20 protein-coding genes are annotated in these 18456 nt (G+C 71.1%); 13 read left to right on the plus strand and 7 right to left on the minus strand.

Going from position 1 to position 18456, the window contains the following annotated elements:
- Positions 1–38: 38 nt before the first annotated feature.
- The 3 genes from ACH54P_RS30845 to ACH54P_RS30855 form a co-directional block, all read right to left on the minus strand.
- Complete coding sequence (locus tag ACH54P_RS30845) at positions 39–1583, minus strand: amino acid permease (RefSeq protein ID WP_489906830.1); 1545 nt, start codon at positions 1581–1583, stop codon at positions 39–41.
- 70 nt (positions 1584–1653) lie between these two features.
- Positions 1654–2589, minus strand: a complete 936-nt coding sequence (locus ACH54P_RS30850; protein WP_489906831.1) for a serine hydrolase domain-containing protein — start codon at positions 2587–2589, stop codon at positions 1654–1656.
- Positions 2590–2629: 40 nt separating this feature from the next.
- Positions 2630–3781: a glycerophosphodiester phosphodiesterase gene (locus ACH54P_RS30855; protein WP_489906832.1), complete on the minus strand. Its 1152-nt coding sequence runs from the start codon at positions 3779–3781 to the stop codon at positions 2630–2632.
- 181 nt (positions 3782–3962) lie between these two features.
- Between ACH54P_RS30855 and purD the strand changes: the two genes are divergently transcribed.
- From purD to ACH54P_RS30900, 9 genes are all read left to right on the plus strand, one after another.
- Entirely contained in the window at positions 3963–5237 is a 1275-nt protein-coding gene (gene purD, locus ACH54P_RS30860; protein WP_489906833.1) for a phosphoribosylamine--glycine ligase, read from the plus strand.
- Between the two features lie 124 nt (positions 5238–5361).
- Positions 5362–5742 carry a hypothetical protein gene (locus ACH54P_RS30865; protein ID WP_489906834.1) on the plus strand — a complete coding sequence of 127 codons (381 nt, stop codon included), beginning with the start codon at positions 5362–5364 and terminating at the stop codon, positions 5740–5742.
- Complete coding sequence (locus ACH54P_RS30870) at positions 5717–6334, plus strand: DUF3558 domain-containing protein (protein WP_489906835.1); 618 nt, start codon at positions 5717–5719, stop codon at positions 6332–6334. The genes ACH54P_RS30865 and ACH54P_RS30870 overlap by 26 nt, the downstream gene beginning before the upstream one ends.
- A 9-nt stretch (positions 6335–6343) precedes the next feature.
- Positions 6344–7921 (plus strand): hypothetical protein, encoded by a 1578-nt coding sequence (locus tag ACH54P_RS30875; protein WP_489906836.1) that lies wholly within the window; start codon positions 6344–6346, stop codon positions 7919–7921.
- 2 nt (positions 7922–7923) lie between these two features.
- Complete coding sequence (locus tag ACH54P_RS30880; RefSeq protein WP_489906837.1) at positions 7924–8682, plus strand: ESX secretion-associated protein EspG; 759 nt, start codon at positions 7924–7926, stop codon at positions 8680–8682.
- Positions 8683–8816: 134 nt separating this feature from the next.
- Complete coding sequence (locus ACH54P_RS30885) at positions 8817–9128, plus strand: hypothetical protein (RefSeq protein ID WP_489906838.1); 312 nt, start codon at positions 8817–8819, stop codon at positions 9126–9128.
- A 19-nt stretch (positions 9129–9147) separates the two neighbouring features.
- Positions 9148–10287: a transglycosylase SLT domain-containing protein gene (locus ACH54P_RS30890; protein ID WP_489906839.1), complete on the plus strand. Its 1140-nt coding sequence runs from the start codon at positions 9148–9150 to the stop codon at positions 10285–10287.
- 15 nt (positions 10288–10302) lie between these two features.
- A complete protein-coding gene (locus ACH54P_RS30895; RefSeq protein WP_489906840.1) occupies positions 10303–11481 on the plus strand; it encodes a pyridoxal phosphate-dependent aminotransferase in 1179 nt (392 codons plus the stop codon).
- 102 nt (positions 11482–11583) lie between these two features.
- Entirely contained in the window at positions 11584–11772 is a 189-nt protein-coding gene (locus tag ACH54P_RS30900) for a hypothetical protein (protein WP_247059237.1), read from the plus strand.
- Between the two features lie 4 nt (positions 11773–11776).
- Here the strand turns inward: ACH54P_RS30900 and ACH54P_RS30905 are convergent, their stop codons facing one another.
- From ACH54P_RS30905 to ACH54P_RS30915, 3 genes are all read right to left on the minus strand, one after another.
- Positions 11777–12595: an SAM-dependent methyltransferase gene (locus ACH54P_RS30905; RefSeq protein ID WP_489906841.1), complete on the minus strand. Its 819-nt coding sequence runs from the start codon at positions 12593–12595 to the stop codon at positions 11777–11779.
- 84 nt (positions 12596–12679) lie between these two features.
- The gene (locus ACH54P_RS30910; protein ID WP_489906842.1) at positions 12680–13264 is read right to left on the minus strand and encodes an HAD family hydrolase; all 585 of its coding nucleotides are present in this window, start codon (positions 13262–13264) and stop codon (positions 12680–12682) included.
- 12 nt (positions 13265–13276) lie between these two features.
- Positions 13277–14299, minus strand: coding sequence for a threonine aldolase family protein (locus ACH54P_RS30915; protein WP_489906843.1), 1023 nt, complete (start codon positions 14297–14299; stop codon positions 13277–13279).
- Between the two features lie 136 nt (positions 14300–14435).
- Between ACH54P_RS30915 and ACH54P_RS30920 the strand changes: the two genes are divergently transcribed.
- From ACH54P_RS30920 to ACH54P_RS30930, 3 genes are read left to right on the plus strand one after another with little or no spacing between them, the layout of a single operon-like run.
- Positions 14436–14945 (plus strand): SigE family RNA polymerase sigma factor, encoded by a 510-nt coding sequence (locus ACH54P_RS30920; RefSeq protein WP_489906844.1) that lies wholly within the window; start codon positions 14436–14438, stop codon positions 14943–14945.
- Positions 14938–15657: a hypothetical protein gene (locus ACH54P_RS30925; RefSeq protein WP_489906845.1), complete on the plus strand. Its 720-nt coding sequence runs from the start codon at positions 14938–14940 to the stop codon at positions 15655–15657. Before ACH54P_RS30920 ends, ACH54P_RS30925 begins: the two co-directional genes overlap by 8 nt.
- Before the next feature lie 34 nt (positions 15658–15691).
- Positions 15692–16303 (plus strand): TetR/AcrR family transcriptional regulator, encoded by a 612-nt coding sequence (locus ACH54P_RS30930; protein ID WP_489906846.1) that lies wholly within the window; start codon positions 15692–15694, stop codon positions 16301–16303.
- On the opposite strand, the gene ACH54P_RS30935 is transcribed toward ACH54P_RS30930, so the two are convergent.
- Entirely contained in the window at positions 16288–16989 is a 702-nt protein-coding gene (locus ACH54P_RS30935) for a FadR/GntR family transcriptional regulator (protein ID WP_489906847.1), read from the minus strand. The two genes, ACH54P_RS30930 and ACH54P_RS30935, sit on opposite strands and share 16 nt — an antisense overlap.
- A gap of 167 nt (positions 16990–17156) precedes the next feature.
- Here ACH54P_RS30935 and ACH54P_RS30940 point away from each other — a divergent pair, with 167 nt between their 5' ends.
- Positions 17157–18455: an ABC transporter substrate-binding protein gene (locus tag ACH54P_RS30940; protein ID WP_489906848.1), complete on the plus strand. Its 1299-nt coding sequence runs from the start codon at positions 17157–17159 to the stop codon at positions 18453–18455.
- The last annotated feature ends 1 nt before the right edge of the window (position 18456 follow it).

The following is an 18456-nucleotide window of genomic DNA, read 5'->3' on the forward strand; positions in this document are numbered from 1 at the left end:
GCGGTCGGTGGCGGCCCCCGCGGGGGCCGCCACCCGCGTCAGCCGAGTTCCTTCAGTTCCTGCTCCACGGCGGCGAGTTCGGCTTCGGAGCCCTGGACCTTCGGGCCCTTGAACCACTTCCGCGCCGAAACCACCCACCACAGCCCCGCGCCGCCGAGGACCACCAGGAACGCGACCGGCGTGTAGTTGAAGGAGTCCACCGTCACCGGCGACACCTGCGGCAGCATGAACAGGAAGAAGATCAGGACGACCCAGATCGTCGCGACGATGCCGATCGGCTTGCCCCAGCGGCCGAGCGTCCACGGCCCCGGCTCGAACGAGTCGCCGCGGCGGACCCGCAGGAACACCGGGATCACGTAGGCCACGTACAGCCCCACCACGGCGATGGACGTCACCGCCGCGTAGGCCGTCGCGCTCCACAGGTACGGCAGAGCCAGGATCAGCGCACCGCCCGCGGCGAGCCAGACGGCGTTGGTCGGCGTCTGCGTGCGCTTGTTGATCTTGTGCCAGAGGCCCGACCCCGGGATCGCGCCGTCGCGGGCGAAGGCGTAGATCATCCGCGAGTTCGCCGTCACCGACGCCATGCCGCAGAACAGCTGCGCGCCGATGCAGATCAGCAGCAGGAACTTGCCGGTGACCGCGCCGGTGGCGTCGATGAAGATCTGCGCGGGCGGGACGCCGGTGGCCGAGCCGACCGCGCCGTCGTAGTCCTGGATCGCGAACGTCAGGCCGATCAGCAGGATCCAGCCCGCCACGAGCGAGACCACGATCGACATCACGATGCCGCGCGGCCCCGCCGTCGCCGCGCTCTTCGTCTCCTCGGTCATGTGCGCCGACGCGTCGTAGCCGGTCAGCGTGTACTGCGCGACCAGCAACCCGAGCGCGAAGACGTAGAACGCCGACCCCCAGCCCGTCTGGTTCACGAAGCTGCCGAAGACGAACGACGCGTCCTGGTGCTTGGCGGGCACGAAGATCAGCACGCCGACGATCACCAGCACGCCGATGAGGTGCCACCACACGCTGACGTTGTTGAGGATCGCGACGATCCGGACGCCGAAGGTGTTCAGCAGGCCGTGCACCACGAGGATGATCGCGAGCAGCAGGATCGTGTGCCCCGGCGTCGCTTCGAAGCCGAACTGCAGGTCCAGGAACGCGTTGAGGAACAGTGCCGCGCCGAAGTCGATGCCCGCGGTGACGGCGATCTGCCCGATGAGGTTGAACCAGCCGGTGAACCACGACCACGCGGGCCCGGACTTGTTCGGCGCCAGCTTCGCGGCCCAGTAGTACAGCCCGCCCGCGGTCGGGTAGCTGGAGCAGACTTCGGCCATGCCGAGGCCGACCAGGATCACGAACACCCCGACCAGTGGCCAGCCCCAGATCATGGCGGCCGGTCCGCCGGTCTTCATGCCGAAGCCGTAGAGCGTGAGGCAACCGGAGAGGATCGAGATGATCGTGAACGAGACGGCGAAGTTGGAGAACGCCGACATCGTCCGTTTCAGCTCTTGCGCGTACCCCAGCTGGTGCAGGCGCGCGCTGTCGTCGTCAGCGTGGTCGGGGGTGGTCTGCTGGTCGGAAACATCCATCGGGCACCTCTTGAAAGGTATGCGGCCAGACCATTGAATTCGCCGAAGGTAGCCTTGGTCCCCGAGGGTGTCAAGCCTTCGTCAAATACTCGTCCAGCCACCCCAGCAGGGGCCCGCCACCTCGGTGGTTGTTCGAGATCAGGGTCGCGGTCAGCCCGGACGCCGGCTCGTGCGTGCTCCGGAACGTGACACCGGCGTCGCCGCCCTCCGAACGCACCGCGCCGGGGCGCGGCAGCCAGAAGCCCAGCCCGTAGGAGTCCGCGTGCGGGCGCAGCACCCGGTCGACCCACTCGCGCGGCAGGATCCGGCCGTCGAGCAGCGCGGGCCAGAACTTCCGGAAGTCCGGCGCGGAGCTGTAGATGCCGCCGTCGCCGTAACCCACGACGGGCAGGCTGAACACGTTGGTGCGGCCGTCTTCGAGGTAGCCGGTGGCCGTCCGGGCGGGCAGCGCGTCGGACCGGAGGAACGCCGTGTCGGTCATCTCCGCGGGCTCGGTCACGCGGGTCCGGACGAGGTCGGCGAAAGGTATGCCCGCGATCCGTTCGGAGAGCACGGCCAGGACTGCGAACGCGCCGTCGTTGTAGCGGAACCGCGTCCCGGGTGGGAACCGCTGCGGGAACCCGTCGAGCGCGGCGAGGTAGTCCGCCGAGGTGGCGACCGCGGGGTCCGCCTCCTTCTCGCAGTAGTCCCCGATGCCGGACGTGTGCGTCAGCAGGTGCTCGACGGTGACGCGGTCATCGATCAGCGGCAGGTCGTCCCCGAGGACTTCGCGGGCGGTGGTCTCCAGCGCCAGCCGTCCTTCGGCGACGAGACCGACGACGACGAGCGCGGTGAACCCCTTGACGCCGCTGGCGATCGCGAACCGGGTGTCCACGGTGTTCTCGACGCCGTAGGCGATGTGCGCGTACCCGAACGCCCGCTCGACGAGTGTCTCCTCGCCGCGGGTCACGAGCACGACGCCGGAGAAACCGTGGTTCGCGGCCAGGTCGTCGAGGGGCGCGCTCATGGACCCAGCGTCCACGAGCGCGCCCGTCACGGCAAAGGGATTACCGGCCCAGGAACGCGTGCAGCGACTCGAGGGCGGTGTCCGGCTGGTCGGCGAAGAAGCCGTCGACGCCCGCCTTCAGGAACGCCGCCTCCTCGGTGAAGACGTCGCCGTAGGCGTCCGGCTCGGCCGACGAGCGCAGGTTGGCCGGCAGGAACGGGTTCTCGTTCCGGAACGTGTACGGCTGCACCTTGAGACCCGCCTTGTGCGCGTCGGCGACGAGCGCGGTCGGCTTGGTCAGGTTCCCGGCCGCGTCCAGCGGGATGATCTGCGCCTTCTCCGGCCCGAGGTACTTCGCGTACTTCGCGATGTCCCGCAGGCCCTGCGGCGTCACGAGGTCCGCGTACGTCCGCTTGTCGCCCTTCGCGACGAAGTCCGCCGGAGCACCGGTCGCGGACGTCAGCTGCAGCAGCGGCGTCCGGACCTCCTTGTGCAGCGCGATCAGGTTCGACACCTCGAACGACTGGATGATCGCCGTCGCGTCGGGCCGGTCGAGGCCGTTGCGCTTGAGGATCGACACCAGCTTCGGCTCGGTCGGGTTGCCGATGGACTGGAAGAACGTCGAGTGCTTGACCTCGGGGTAGGTGCCCAGGGTCCGGTGCAGCTCCCGGCCGAGCCGCCTGGTCAGGTCGAGCACCTCCTGGTAGGTGGCGATCTGGTAGCGGCCGTTGTACAGCGTGTTGTGCGGCCGGTTCGCCGGGATCCGCTCGACCGCGCGCAGCGTCTTCAGCTCGGCCAGCGTGAAGTCCTGGGTGAACCAGCCGGTCGTCGTCACGCCGTCGAGCACGACGGTCTTCTTACGCGAAGCGAACTCAGGGTGCTTCGCGACGTCGGTCGTGCCGCCGATCTCCGGCTCGTGCCGCGCGACGAGCTGTCCGTCCTTCGTCGGCACCAGGTCGACGTCGACGTAGTCCACGCCCATCCGGTAGGCGAGTTCGTAGGAGGCGAGGGTGTGCTCCGGCCGGTAGCCGGGAGCACCGCGGTGTCCGACGATCACCGGGTCATCGTGGCCCCGTCCGTGCGCGGCCGCATCGGCGGACCCCCCGCTTTCGGAGGACGCCGCGGCCGCGCTCGCCGACCCGATCGCGACTCCGGTGACGCTCAGCAACGCCAGCCCGGCCAGTGCCAGCACACCGACACGTTTGCGCTTCATCTGGTGACCTCTTTTCACACAGGGTGTTCCCTGACTACTCGCGCAACCCTCACGGTCGCAAGCGTCCGAAGTGCGTATCCGGGCGAAAGCGGCGGTAAACGGCGCGTGGACTCCTCTTGCGCGGGACCCCCCGGGGACGGCGAAATGTCCGCCGCCGACGCGGCCGGATACGCTGTGCGGCGTGCGCGTACTGGTAATCGGCTCCGGCGCCCGTGAGCATGCCCTCGTCCTCGCGGCGTCCGGCGACCCCGCGGTCACCGCGCTCGCCTGCGCGCCCGGCAACGCCGGGACGGCGGCGATGGCCGAGCAGCTCGGTGTCGAAGCGGCCGACCCGGAAGCGGTCGCGGCGCTCGCGAAGAGCTGGCAGGCCGACCTGGTGGTGGTGGGGCCGGAGGTCCCGCTCGTCGCCGGTGTCGCCGACGCCGTCCGCAAGGCGGGCATCGCCTGCTTCGGCCCGTCGGCCGCGGCGGCCCGCATCGAAGGCTCGAAGGCGTTCGCGAAGGACGTCATGGCCGCGGCGAACGTGCCGACCGCGCGCTGCGAGGTGGTCGACAACCCGGCCCGCCTCGACGCCGCGCTCGCCCGCTTCGGGCCCACCTGGGTGGTCAAGGACGACGGGCTCGCCGCCGGCAAGGGTGTCGTCGTCACGACGGACATCGACGTCGCGCGCAAGCACGCGATCATGCTCCTCGACGGCGGCCACCCGGTCCTCCTGGAGTCCTTTTTGGATGGTCCGGAGGCGTCGCTGTTCTGCTTCGTCGACGGCCACACCGTCGTGCCGCTGCTGCCCGCGCAGGACTTCAAGCGCGTCGGTGACGACGACGCGGGCCCGAACACCGGCGGCATGGGCGCGTACGCCCCGCTGCCGTGGGCGCCCGAGAACCTGGTCGACGAGCTGGTCGAGAAGGTCGTCCAGCCGGTCGCCGACGAGCTGGTCGCCCGCGGGGCGCCGTTCTCCGGCCTGCTCTACGCCGGGCTCGCGCTGACCTCCGATGGCCCGCAGGTCATCGAGTTCAACTGCCGCTTCGGCGACCCGGAGACGCAGGTCGTGCTGGCCCTGCTGCGCACGCCGATCGCCGGGCTGATGCACGCCACCGCCACCGGCAGGCTCGCCGAGCACCCGCCGCTGGAGTGGGCGAACGGCGCCGCGGTCACCGTCGTGATCGCCGCCGACGGCTACCCGGGCAAGCCGCGCACCGGGGACGTCATCACCGGCGCCGAGATCGAAGGCGTGCTGCACGCCGGCACGCGCCGCCGCGACGACGGCGCCGTGGTGTCCGCCGGCGGCCGCGTCCTGTCGGTGGTCGGCACCGGCAAGTCGCTCAAGTCGGCGCGCAAGCACGCGTACGAAACCGTGGCGAAGGTCCACCTCGCGGGCTCGCACCACCGCACGGACATCGCGTTGAAGGCGGCGAACGGCGAGGTCAGCGCCCCGACGGTCAAACAACGCGCCTGATTTCACGGATCGGGGGAACCGGCGGGGGACGAAGTTCGTCCAAACTGAGGCTCACCGGTTCACACTCGTTGGTAGCCTCGACGGGAGTCGGCCGGTCACTGTCCGTATGACGTCAGGGGAGAGCATGTCAGGACCCTCGTACGACCTCACCTCGGCCGTCCCGGTGGCGCCGGCGGCCGCGGACGTCCTGGTCCACCCGGACAAGGTCCTCGACGTCGCCCGGATCGTCGAAGAGCAGGCCAACGCCCTCGAGGACCAGCTCATCACCCGGCTGGACCAGCTGCGGGTCGACGCGCCCTCCGCGGACGTGATCAGCACCCAGTCGATCGAGGCGTGGAACCACCTGATCGCCGACGGCGACCGCTCCTACGCCGGCCAGGTCCGCGAGTACGTCGCGGGCCTGAAGCGCCTGGTCTCGCAGCTTCGCGACGCCGCGAAGGACTACCGGATCAGCGACGAGGAGAAGGCGGCCGTGTTCGGTGACCGCGGCAAGCACGGTGCGTAACCACACGTTGCGGATCACCGGAGGCGTGCTCGCGACGGCGGCGCTCGCCGGCTGTTCGGCGGGCACCGACGGCACCCCGTACCCGGTCGAGACGGCCGCCACGGCGGCGTCGCAGAGCGCGAAGGCGGCCCAGCTGCCCCAGCGCCCGGCCGACCTGCCCATGGAGGGCGTCGACCTGTGCGGCCTCTTCCCGCAGGTGCAGCTCGACGCGATGAAGATCAGCAGCGCCCCCCGGCAGGCCGACGCCGCGGACGGCCCGGTCTGCGTGCTCGACGCCGACCGGGAGGAACCGTTCCACGGCTACGAGGTCGGCTCGGTGGCCGCGGACCTCGACCAGTGGATCACCGGCGCCCGGCGCAAGAACAGCATGACCACCGCACCGAAGGCCATCGGCGGTTATCCGGCGCTGACGAGCCACCGCGCGGCCGGCGACCCGGCCGACTGCACGACCCTCGTCGGCGTCGCGAAGGGCCGGACGCTGACCATCCGGACGTTCCTCATCACCCGCGGCAAGCTCACGCAGCCGCAGCTGTGCGACATGTCGGCGCACGCCGCCGACCTGGCGCTGCAGACCCTGAAAGCACGCAACTAGGGAGGGCGCGTGGAATTCTCCGAGCTCGCGGCCGGGATCCAGAACCACCGGTTCGACGGCTGGACCAACACCGCGATCGCCGACCAGATCACGCGGATCGTCAACGGCGACGGCACCGGCAGCATCGGCACCGCCGTCGACGCGCTGAAGGCCGTCGCGACCGCGCTCGCCCACACCGACCAGACGCTGCGCGCGCAGCTGCTGAAGCTCGGCGTCGAGTGGCAGAGCCAGGCCGGGGGTGCGGCCAGCCAGGTGCTCACCGAGCAGGCGGGGTTCTCCCAGGACGCCACGACGAAGGTCGCGCACGCCGCGGAAATGGTGTTCGAGCAGGGCGAGTCCTTCAACCGGACGAAGTACAAGCTCCCGGACGCCGAGACGGTCCGGAAGGGCGCCGGCGGCTACACGCTCACCGACGGCCTCCTGCTGAGCCTCATCGGCTTCGAGACCGACCACGCCCGGCAGGTCGAGGCTGCGAACAACGCCAAGGCTCAGGCGCAGCAGGCGCTCAACGAGTACGCGCAGGAGAGCGGCACCAACCTGCTCTCGACGCAGTCGCTGTCCGACCCCGAGTCCCTGAAGCTGGCCGCCCCGGGCATCACGCCGGGGGTGCTGGACGTCGCCGGTGCCGCGGTCGCGGTGACGCCGGACGGCGGCGTGAAGCCGGCCTCGGACAAGGTCCGGTCGGTGCACGTCGACCCGCCGGTGGTGCAGCCCGTGTCGCACACCGTCCACGCCGACCCGCCGACCCCGGTCTACGGCGTCGCGGCGCAGCAGCCGTCGCAGCCCGCGCAGCAGCCGCGGCAGACGGGGGTGACCGCCCCGGCCGCGCAGCACACGACGCCGAGTTCGTCGTCGTCGACGACGCCGTCGGGCGTGAAGCCGCCGACGTCGACGCCCGCCCCCGGGTGGGTCAACAGCCCGGGCCGCGGCGGCTCCCACGAGCCCGGCCGCTTCACCCCGGGCCTCGCGGTCGGGGGCAGCGGCGAGCCCTTCGTCCCGCCGGGTGCGCCCGGCGCGCTGCCGCCCGGCTCGTCGCCGGCGACGGCCCCGATCAAGTCGCTCGGCGGCGGGGGCACGTCCGGCGGCTCGACCGGCATCGACAGCTCCGTGGGCGGGGCCAACCGCGGTCCGGACGGGCTGCTGGCGAAGGGCCGCACCGTCGGCGCGATGCCGCAGGCCCCGGTGGCGCCCGGCCAGTACACGGCCGAACGCGGCTTCGCGGTGAAGCCCGGCGCGACGCCGGGCGAGCTCGGCGCGGGCGCGGCGGCGGTCGGCGCGGGCGCGGCCGGTGGCGCGCTGAGCGGCGACAAGGAACGCCAGCGGCGGGAAAAGGGCCAGGCGAAGGGCCCGGTGCGGCCGCTGCCGGTCGGCGAGCTGCCCGAGGAGGAGGCCGCCGCGCTGCGGAAGCGGGAGCAGATCAGCCCGAAGCAGGAGCGCGGCGAGACGAAGTTCCTGTCGGAGGCGGCACCGCAGGAGGAGGACGCCGAGCACATCCGCCGCTACGGCGTCGACGACCAGGACCTGTTCGCCGACCAGCGGATGGTTTCGCCCGACGTGATCGGTGACCACGGCGGGGATGTGCACTGACCGTGTCGCTGGTGCTGTCCGCGCGCGAGTTCGACGTGCTCTGGGAGTCCCTCGAACTGCCTCGGCGGCACGTCGCGATCGACGTGCCGAGCGAGGGAACCACCCGCACCGAGCGGCGCGAAGTCGTGGAGTCGGCCTGGGCGTCGCTCAGCGAGCGGCGCCTGGCCCGCAACGGCCGGGTGTCCGGCGAGGTGGCCGACCTGCTCCACCTGCTGGCGCGCCCCCAGTTCGGCATCGACGTCTGGGTGTGGGCGGAACGCGAGATCCGCGGTCGCGCGGTCAGCGTCCGCAGCCAGGCGGTCCTGGCGGTGGTCGACCACGGCGAGGTGTGGCTGATCCCGGCCACGGACGACGGCCTGCCGGAGGCGGCGGTCTCGGTGGCGGGCGACCTCGGCCCGGGCATCGGCCAGACGGTGAGCATCCCGTACGAGACGCTGAAGTCCGCCGACGCGGCCGCGAAGGGTGACCCGAAGGCGCTCGTCACGTTGCTGGAGGACAGGGGCGTGGCGCTGTTCCAGGCCCAGGAGCTCTCGGGCATGCTGCTCGGCCAGGAAGCCCGCGGCCAGTTCGGCGCGGAACGGACTTCGCGGGACGGGGTGGTCCACCGGGCGAACCGGGTGGTCGCGTTCTTCGACACGGACGCGGGCCGGTACCTGTTCCAGGTCGAAACCGACCGCGAAGGGCGGGAGTGGGCCACCGTGACGCCGTCGGACAACGCCCTGCTCGCGACGAGGATCCGCGAGCTGATGGCCGAAGCCTGAGCTCCGCCGGGTGGAAGTTCGCGCGGATCCGTACGCGCGACCCGCGCGAAGTCATAAAGTAAGCGCGGGAACCGTCCTGGTCATGGCGACGTCTGATCGGGCGGACACAAGTTTTCCGAAGGGGATGACGAACCGTGCCTGTCTACGACCCGGACTCGATGGCCATCGCGGCCGGCCAGGTGGAGAAGCTGAAGGACGAGTTCGAGAAGTCCAAGCAGAAGGTCACCGGCCTGGACCACGAGAAGGAAAGCCCCTTCGGCGGCATGGACGAGACGGGCGACGCGCACGGCGCGGTCGGCAAGTTCAAGGACGGCGTGCACAGCCAGTTCGACGCCGCGGGCAAGCACATGGAGGCGCTGGGGTTCGCCATGCGCAAGGCCGCCGGGCTGATCGCCGAAACCGACCAGGTCGGCGCGAGCGACCTGACCCTCCACGTCGACAAGTGAACTGAGCGGGGGCACGAGAGTGGGCTTGAACGGGGTCGGCGCCGGAACGCCGGACAATTGGGACGCTTTCCTCAAGAAGGTCCAGCAGGTCGAAAAGGTCGACCTGCAGAAAATCACCGACGCGGCCACGCAGTTCCGCGAGGCGGGCAAGAACGCCGGCGACCACAACGCGGCGCTGAAGACGTCCACCGATTCCCTGGACGCGAAAGTGTGGGCGGGTCCGGCGGCCGACCAGTTCTTCACCTACGTCCGCCAGGTCCGCGACGCCGGGACCAAGGTGCAGACCCACCTCGAAGACGTCGCCAAGGACCTCGACGACCTGCAGTCGACCCTCGCGCAGATCAAGAAGAACGTCCAGGACAAGCAACTGGCCGCGGAGAAGGCGGTCAACGCCCGCAACCAGCAGGCCCAGAACGAAATGGACGCGGCGGACAAGGCGGCCGCGGCGCACAACGAGGACTCGAACAAGCCCGCGCCCAGCCCGACCTCCGCGGAGATCAAGGCGAAGGCCGCGACCGACATCCACACCATCACCGCGGGCTTCGACGGTGACGTGACGGGCCTGCAGACCCAGGCCGACACCGCGATCAAGGCGTCGCAGAAGCTGATGTCCCAGCAGATCGAGGGCGGCTACGACCAGGTCCCGCTCCCGGCCAGCTCCGCGGCGGCGCCCAAGAGCACCGGCGGCATCCACAGCAACGGCTCCTCCCACGGCGGTGGCGGTGGCGGAGGAGGCGGCGGTGGTGGTGGCGGAGGCGGCGGCCTCGGCCCGAGCGGCGGCCCGCCGTCGTCGCCGCCCCCGGGGAACGTCCAGCAGTGGATCCAGGAAGCCATGAAGGCGCTGCAGGCCGCGGGCATCCCGGTGACCGACGCCGACATCCCCAAGATCTGGGCGATCATCCAGCACGAGTCGGGCGGGAACCCCAACGCCATCAACAACTGGGATTCGAACGCGGCCGCGGGGCACCCGTCCAAGGGGCTCATGCAGTGCATCGACTCGACGTTCAACGCCCACAAGCTGCCCGGGCACGACAACATCTACAACCCGGTCGACAACATCATCGCCGGCGTCCGGTACTCCTTCGACCGGTACGGCAGCCTCGACAACGTCCCGGGCATCAAGGCCATGGCCCACGGTGGTGCCTACCGGGGGTACTAGAACTAGCCTGGCCGCATGGTCGACCTCGGAGCCTTCGCCGGGCCCGCGCTGCGGGCCGGCGTGCCGCCCTTCCACGTCATGGACGTCCTCTCCGCGGCGGGGGCGCGGCAGCGCAGCCACGGCGACCTCGTGTCGCTCGCGGCCGGGCAGCCGTCCGCGCCCGCGCCGACGCCCGTGCTCGAGGCCGCCCGGCAAGCTCTCGGGCAGAGCACCCTCGGCTACACCGAGCAGCTCGGCATTCCCGAGCTGCGCGAGGCCGTGGCCGGGCACTACCGAAAGCGGTACGACGTCGACGTCCAGGCGCACGACGTCGTCATGACCACCGGCTCCTCCGGCGGCTTCCTGCTGGCCTTCCTCAGCGCCTTCGACCCCGGTGCCAAGGTCGCCATGGCCCGGCCGGGCTACCCGGCCTACCGCAACCTGCTCTCCGTCCTCGGCTGCGAGGTCGTCGAGTTCGCCACGAACGCGGACACCAACTTCCAGCCCACGGTGCAGCTGCTCGACGAGCTGGGCCCGATCGACGGGCTGATCGTCGCCAGCCCCAGCAACCCCACCGGGACCGTGCTGCCGCCCGGGGAGCTCGCCGCCATCACCGGCTGGTGCTCGTCGCACGGCGTGCAGCTGATCAGCGACGAGATCTACCACGGCATCTCCTACGGCGCCGAGCTCGACTGCGCGTGGCAGTACGGCCGCGAGCCGATCGTCCTGGGCAGCTTCTCGAAGTACTTCGCGATGACCGGCTGGCGCCTCGGCTGGATGCTCGTGCCCCAGCGCCTCCACCGCGCCGTCGACGTCCTGACCGGCAACTTCACCATCTGCCCGCCCGCCGTGTCGCAGTACGCGGCCCTCGCCGCCTTCACGCCGGAGGCGTACGCGGAGGCCGACGCGCACGTCGAGCGGTACCGCGCCAACCGCGACCGGCTCTTCGCCGGCCTGAAGCGCATCGGCCTCGACAAGCTGGCCCCCGCGGACGGCGCCTTCTACGCGTACGCCGACGTCAGCGCCTACACCGAAGACAGCCTGAGCTGGTGCCAGCGGCTGCTCGCCGACACCGGGCTCGCCATCACGCCGGGCGTCGACTTCGACCCGGTCGACGGCGGCAAGTACGTCCGGTTCTCCTTCGCCGGCAGCGCCGAGGACATCGACGAGGGCGTCCGGCGGTTCGGGGCCTGGCTCGGCCAGGGGGAACCCTGATTCATCCCTGAACGTTGGCTCGGCGAGGGGAGTTTCACCGCCACGGGTGGCACATTGGGAGTCACCGGGCCGGTGGGGCCACGGGGAAGCATCGGAGGAGCCATGTTCTGGAAGATCGTCGGCGGCCTGATCGTCGCTTGGGTGGCGTTCATGGTGCTGGGCGCCGTGATCGGCTTCGTGTTCAAGGCCGTCCTGTGGATCGCCATCATCGGCGGCGTGATCTTCCTGGGCACGGCCGCGTACGGCGCCATCAGCGGCAAGAAGGACCCGAAGCGGATCAACCGCTACTGACGTCCTACGGGATCCGCGCCACGCCGCACAGTGACGTCCAGTTGACGGGCGTCAGCGGCGCCAGGCGCGGCCCGTCCGGCCACCACAGGTGCGGCGCCGTCAAGCCGGGATCGAGCAGTTCGAGGCCGTCGAAGAACGACGCGATCTCGGCCCGCGTGCGGTAGAGCGTGTCGAGCCCGGTGCTGGCGAACCGGTCCTGCAACGCCGCCGCGACGCGGGCGGCCTCGGAGCCGTCGCCCGGGTTGTGCTGGTGCAGCAGGACCAGGTACGAACCCGGCGCCATCGCGCCGACGTAGGACTTGACCACCTGCCGCGCCTGCTCGAGATCCGTGATGTGGTGGACGACCGCGCACAGCACGAGCCCGACGGGCCGGTCGAAGTCGATGAACTGCTTCACCGTGTCGTCGGCGAGGGTCTCTTCGGGACGCAGCAGGTCGTTGCCCGAGATGTGCGTGAAGTCGTTGTCGACGAGCAAGGCCCGGCCGTGCGCCTGCACCACCGGGTCGTTGTCGACGTAGACGACGTGCGCCTCCGGGTTGTACTTCTGCGCCACCTGGTGGGTGTTCTCCACCGTCGGGAACCCCGAGCCGAGGTCGAGGAACTGGTCGACGCCGAGCCGTTCGGTCAGGTAGCGGACGGCGCGGACGAGCCACTGCCGCACTTCCTGCGCCATCGCCGGGGATTCGGGCGCGATCTCGAGGAGCTGCCGCAGGACCGCGCGGTCGGCCTCGTAGTTGTCCCGCCCGCCCATCAGCGCGTCGGAGACGCGGGCGATGCTCGGCCGGTCGAAGTCGACGCGGGCCGACGGTTGTTCGCTCGCCATGGACACCTACCGGGGAAGTCGGCGGAGGACGCGCCCAGCCTAGGTCATGGAGATCACCCGCGGTAGGCGCACGTGCGGTGAGGGTTAATCGGTGTCCAGCCAGGCTCGGGCCGCGTCGGCGCCGTTCCACAGCTGGGCCTTGAGCCCCACCGCTCTCGCTCCGTCCACATTGGACTGGCGGTCGTCGAAGAACAGGCAGTCGGCCGGCTCGGCGCCGAGCTCGTCGAGCAGGAGCCGGAAGATCTTCGCGTCCGGCTTGACGCACCGGACGTCGCCCGAGAACAGCGTCACGCGGAAGTGCCGCGCCCAGTCCTGCGCGCGGACCCATTCGCCGAAGACCGACGGCGCGTTCGAGAGCAGCGCCAGTGCGGCGCCGGCTTCGGAAAGCGCTTCGAGCAGCGCCGCCGACGACGGTTCCAGGTGCCCCCAGCCCTCGACGTCGATGCGGGTCAGCTCGGCCGACAGCGCTTCGTCGACCGGCACGCCCACCGCGTCGCCGACCGCCTGCCAGTACTCGAGCGGCGTGCTGCCGGCGTCGTACGGGATCCGGTAGTCCCAGTACGCCTTCTCGAACTCCGGCAGCGGCGCGCCCATCAGCGCGGCGAGGTCCGGGCGCGCGAGGCTCGGCTCGCTCAGCACGTCGCCGTAGTCGAACACGATCCAGTTCATCGAACCCCCAGGTCAGACGCCGGTCTTGAGCCGGCGCAAGGCTTCTTCGACGTCGGCCGCGCTGAGGTCCCGGTGCGTCACGAACCGGACCTTGCCCGCCATCGGCACCGCGCGGATGCCCAGCGAGTCGAGCCAGGCCAGCGCGGTCGGGATGTCGGGCACCTCGGCGAGCACGATGTTGGTGTCGGGTGAGTTGGTGGGCCAGCCGTGCTCACGCAGGCCCTCGGCCAGCCGCTGCGCGTTCTCGTGCGACTCGGCCAGGTCGGGGATGCGGTCGAGCGCGACCAGGCAGGCCGCGGCGAGGATGCCGCCCTGCCGGACGCCGCCGCCGAGCATCTGCCGCATCCGGCGCGCCCGCTCGACGAACTCCGCGCTGCCCGCGACGACCGAGCCGACCGGCGCGCCGAGGCCCTTGCTGAAGCAGGCCGACACGCTGTCGACGCCGACGGTCAGCGCGGCGGGCGGCACTTCCAGCGCGACCGCGGCCTGCCAGAGCCGGGCGCCGTCGAGGTGCACGGTCAGGCCGGCTTCCTTCGCGACGGACAGCAGCTGGGCGTGCTCGTCGGGCGGGGTCACCGCGCCGCCGGCTGCGTTGTGCGTGTTCTCGAGGCAGAGCAGCGATGTCCGTAATGTGAAGTACGGCCCGGGTTGCCCGATCGCGGCCGCGAGGGCGTCGGGCGATGGGCGGCCCGGGCCGCCGTCGTGCTCCAGGATGTCCGGCATCCCACCGGCCAGCCACGCCGCCGAGCCCAGCTCGTTGGACAGCACGTGGGCGCCGCGCGTCGCGAGGAACCGGTCGCCGCGCTGCAGGTGGAGGCTCAGCGCGACGAGGTTCGCCATGGTCCCGCTCGGCACCCAGAGCGCGGCCGGCATGCCCAGGACGTGCGCGGCGCGTTCTTCCAGCTCCTGGACCGTCGGGTCGCGTTCGAGGACGTTGTCGCCGACCTCGGCGGACGCCATCGCCGCTCGCATCGTGTCATCCGGACGGGTGACGGTGTCGGAGCGGAAGTCCAGTGGCGGCAGCGTGAAGGTCACAGAGCGATCACATCACACCCACCTCCCGGGGATCAATGAGGCCCGGAGTGGTCGAACCTGCCCGGTCCGTGCAACCGTGGACGCCCCTGATTCCGTCCTCCCGGGCGAACGACAACAGAGCGGAGCACGACTGCGCGTGGACCAGCGCGACGAGGAGGAGTTCGCGGAGTACTTCGCCGCCAGGCGGGACGCCGTGCGCCGGACCGCGTACATGCTCTGCGGCGACTGGCACCGGGCGGACGACCTCGCGCAGACGGCGTTCGTCGCGCTGCACCGGAGGTGGAAGAAGATCAGGGATCGCGCGGCGACCGACGCGTACGTCCGCAAGACGCTCGTCCGGGCGTCGATCGACGAATCGCGGCGTCCGTGGCGGCGCGAATGGCAGACCGAGACGCTGCCGGAGCCGGTCGACGACACGCCCGGCCTCGACGAGCTCGTCGCGACCAGGGAGGACCTGCTCGCGGCGTTGAAGGAAGTGCCGCCGAAGCAGCGGGCGGTGCTGGTCGTGCGGTTCTTCGAAGGACTCGACGTGACCAGTGCGGCGAAGGTGCTGGGCTGCAGCGAAGGCAACGTGAAGAGCCAGACCGCGCGCGGGCTGGCGAACCTCAAACAGGTCCTGGAACGGGAGGTGGAGACGAATGGATGAGCAGGAGCTGCGCTCGTTGTTCTCCGCCGCGCCCGGGGACGCGCCGTCGCCGACCTTCAGCCAGGACGACGTCGTCCGCGAATCCCGCCGCCAGACCGTGCGGCTCCGCAACCGGATCACCGCCGGGGTGAGCGCCGTGGCGCTCGTCGTCGTCGGCTTCGGTGCATACGGACTGCTGTCCGGGGGTACCTCCCGGTCGTTGACCGCGGCGAACGACGCCGGGACCGCGCAATCGGCTCCGGGCTCCGGGCAACCGGGGGATGTCCCGATACGTCCTGAAATCGGTGGGGAGTCACCGAACTTCTCGACCCAGCCACCCCAGCAGGGGGGTGACGGGGGCGGGAAGACCGGCCACCTGGCCGAAGGCGCCTCCGGGTGCGAACAGGTGGACGGGGAGCTCGCCATTGCCCTCGCTGGCGAGCTCCCCGGCCACTTCGCCGTTTCCCAGGCTTCCCCGGGCGGCGCCTGTTCGACGGCGTCGCGGTCCGCCGGGTTCCCGGTCCCGGGCGGCGAGGTCGCCGCGGCGGTGTACCCGAAGGGCATCCCGGTCGTCTTCAAGTCCCAGCCGGCCGGCGCGGTGACGATCCAGGTGGGCACCGGGTCCGGTGGCGTGCTGGTGCTGGTCAGCGTGCCCGCGCCGGACAGCGGCGGCGTGGCGCCGTACGCGGGCGAGGTCGACGGGATCGCGCACGATCTCGCGCCCCGCTTCTGAGCCCGGGTCCGCCCGGTTGGCAGAATGACCGGCCATGACCGCTGCGACCACCCCGAAGGGGGAACGACGGCGCGCCGCGCTTGTCGAGGCCGCCGCGAAGCTGCTCGTCGAGGGCGGGTTCGACGCCGTCCGGCACCGGGCGGTGGCCGAGCGGGCCGGGCTGCCGCTCGCGTCGACGACGTACTACTTCGACTCCCTGGAAGACCTGGTCACGGCGGCCGTCGAGCACCACTCGAACGCCGAGCTGAACACGGGCCGGCGGCGGCTGGAGGAGCTCGCGACCCGCAACCGCGGCGTGCAGGCGACCGTCGACCTGGTGCTGGAGATGCTGCTGGGTCCGGAGAGCGGTGACCCGGAGGCCGACGCCGAAGCCGTGCTCCTGCGGTACGAGCGGCTGGTCGCGACGGGCCGCCGTCCGTACCTGCGGCCGCTGATGCGGACGTTGTCGGCCCAGCTCAACGAGCTGCTGACGGAGATCTTCGCCCGCTCGGGCACGCCGGTCACCGACGCCGAACTGGAGCGGCTGGTCGCGCTGGTCGACGGCGCGGTCGTCAACGCCCTGATCGCGATCGACCCGGCTCCGCGGGCGGCGGCGGCCCGGATGCTCCAGGCGGCGCTGGAGCCCGCCGCTCACGACTTGCGCTGAGCCTTCTCCAGGTTGTCGCGGGACTTCGTGACCAGGGCGAACATCGCCTGCTCCGCCGCCGCGGGATCGCCGGCGACGATCGCGTCGAACACCTTGCGGTGGCTCGGGACGGGGTCCTCGGCCGACGACGCCGCGTGGACGAGCTTGTCGCGCTCGGCCAGCCCGATCGCGATGATCCGTTCCATCCGCATCAGGAAGTTGTTGTGGGTGGCGGCCATCAGCCGCCGGTGGAACGCGAGGTCGGCCTGGACGCTCGCCTCGGGGTCGCCGCCGGCCGCGGCCATGTCGGCCAGCGCTTCCCGCAGCCCCTCGACGTCCTCATCCGACGCGCGCCCGGCGGCGATCCGGGCGGCGGCGGGTTCGACGACCGCGCGGACCTCGGTGAGCTCGTCGAGCAGCCCCGGGTCGTCGGCGGCCGCCGTCTGCCAGCGCATGACGTCGGCGTCGAGCATGTTCCACGCCTCGCGCGGCTGGACGAACGTGCCGCGCTTCTGCCGCGCGTCGATCATTCCCTTGGCTGCCAGCACCTTCAGCGCCTCGCGCAGCGCGGTCAGGCTGATGTCGAGCTCTTCGCGCAGGGCGGGCAGGTCGAGGACGGTGCCCTCGCCCCACTCGTCGGAGAGGATCCGGCTGGCCAGTGCCTCCACGGTCTGGCCGTGCAACCCGCGTGGCCGGTGTTCGGTCAAAGGAGGGCCTCTCAGCTGGCAGGTGTGACTCGGAGGGTCATCCTACGCTGCGACCGAAGTCGTCATAAATTATGAATACATCTTGACACCGGCGTCGCCCGGTTGCACTCTTTGGCAGCAGTCAAGCCCGTGCGGGCACCAGTGCACCGAGACAAAGGGGTCACGACATGACGAGTGCCGGCCTGTCCCGCCGTCGTTTCCTGCGCAACGCGAGCCTGGCCGGGCTGGGCGCCGTCGGCTCGGGCAGCTTCCTCGCCGCCTGCGCCACCGCCACCTCGTCGGGGCCGGTCAAGCAGGCCGCCGGCGCGGTCACCGTCCAGTCGAACCTGTCCTCGCCCGAGGCGAAGAAGGCGATCGAGGCGCTCGCCAAGGCGTTCGGCGAGAAGGGCGGCGCGACGGCGACCGTGAACACGGTGGCGTCGGAGACCTTCCGCACGCAGCTGCCCAGCTACCTCACCGCGGCCAACCCGCCCGACACCTTCACCTGGTACCCCGGCTCGCTGCTGTCAGGCTACGCGCGCAAGGGCCTGCTGCTCGACGTCGGCGACGTCTGGCAGACCATGGGCAACTACAGCGCGGCCTTCCGCGCGCTCTCCGGCGACGGCGCCGGGCACCAGGTCTTCGTCCCGACGTCCTACTACTGGTGGGGCTTCTTCTACCGGAAGTCCAACTTCGCGAAGTGGGGCGTGCAGCCGCCGACGAACTGGACCGAGTTCCTCGCGCTCTGCGAAACGCTGAAGGGCAAGGGAATCGCGCCGATCGGGCTCGGCGCCGGCGGCAACACGCCGTGGACCGCGTCCGCGTGGTTCGACTACCTGAACATCCGGATCAACGGCGCGCCCTTCCACCGCGAGCTGCTCGCCGGCAAGCAGCGCTTCGACGACCCGCGCGTCAAGAAGATCTTCGACCCGTGGCGCCAGGCCCTGCCGTACTTCGACCCGAACGGCACCGCGATCGCGTTCCAGGACGCGACAACCGTGCTGCTGCAGGGCCGCACGGGCATGGTCCTGACCGGCACGTTCTTCGCCGACGCCGCCCCGAAGGACGCGCTCGACGACCTCGACTTCTTCCAGTTCCCGATCCTCGACCCGGCGGTGCCGGTGGCCGAGGAGGGCCCGACCGACGGCTTCTTCGCGAGCGCCCGCACACCGCACGTCGCCGAGGTCAAGGAGTGGTTCAAGTACGTCGCGACGGCCGAGGCGCAGGAGCTCTACATCAAGAACTCCTCCGGCACGGTGCTGCCGGCCAACCCCTCCGCGAAGGACTCCGGCACCCCGCTGGTCCAAAAGGGACGGAAGATGCTCGCGGACGCCAAGGAGATCACGCAGTTCTTCAACCGCGACTCCTCCGACGCGCTGCAGCCGACGGCCGACGCCGCGCTGATCCGGTTCATCCAGAAGCCGAACGAGCTCGACTCGATCCTGAGCGACTGGCAGACCGCCGCGCAGAAGGTCTGGCAGTCCTGAC

This window comes from Amycolatopsis sp. N2S4-7 (assembly GCF_058119595.1).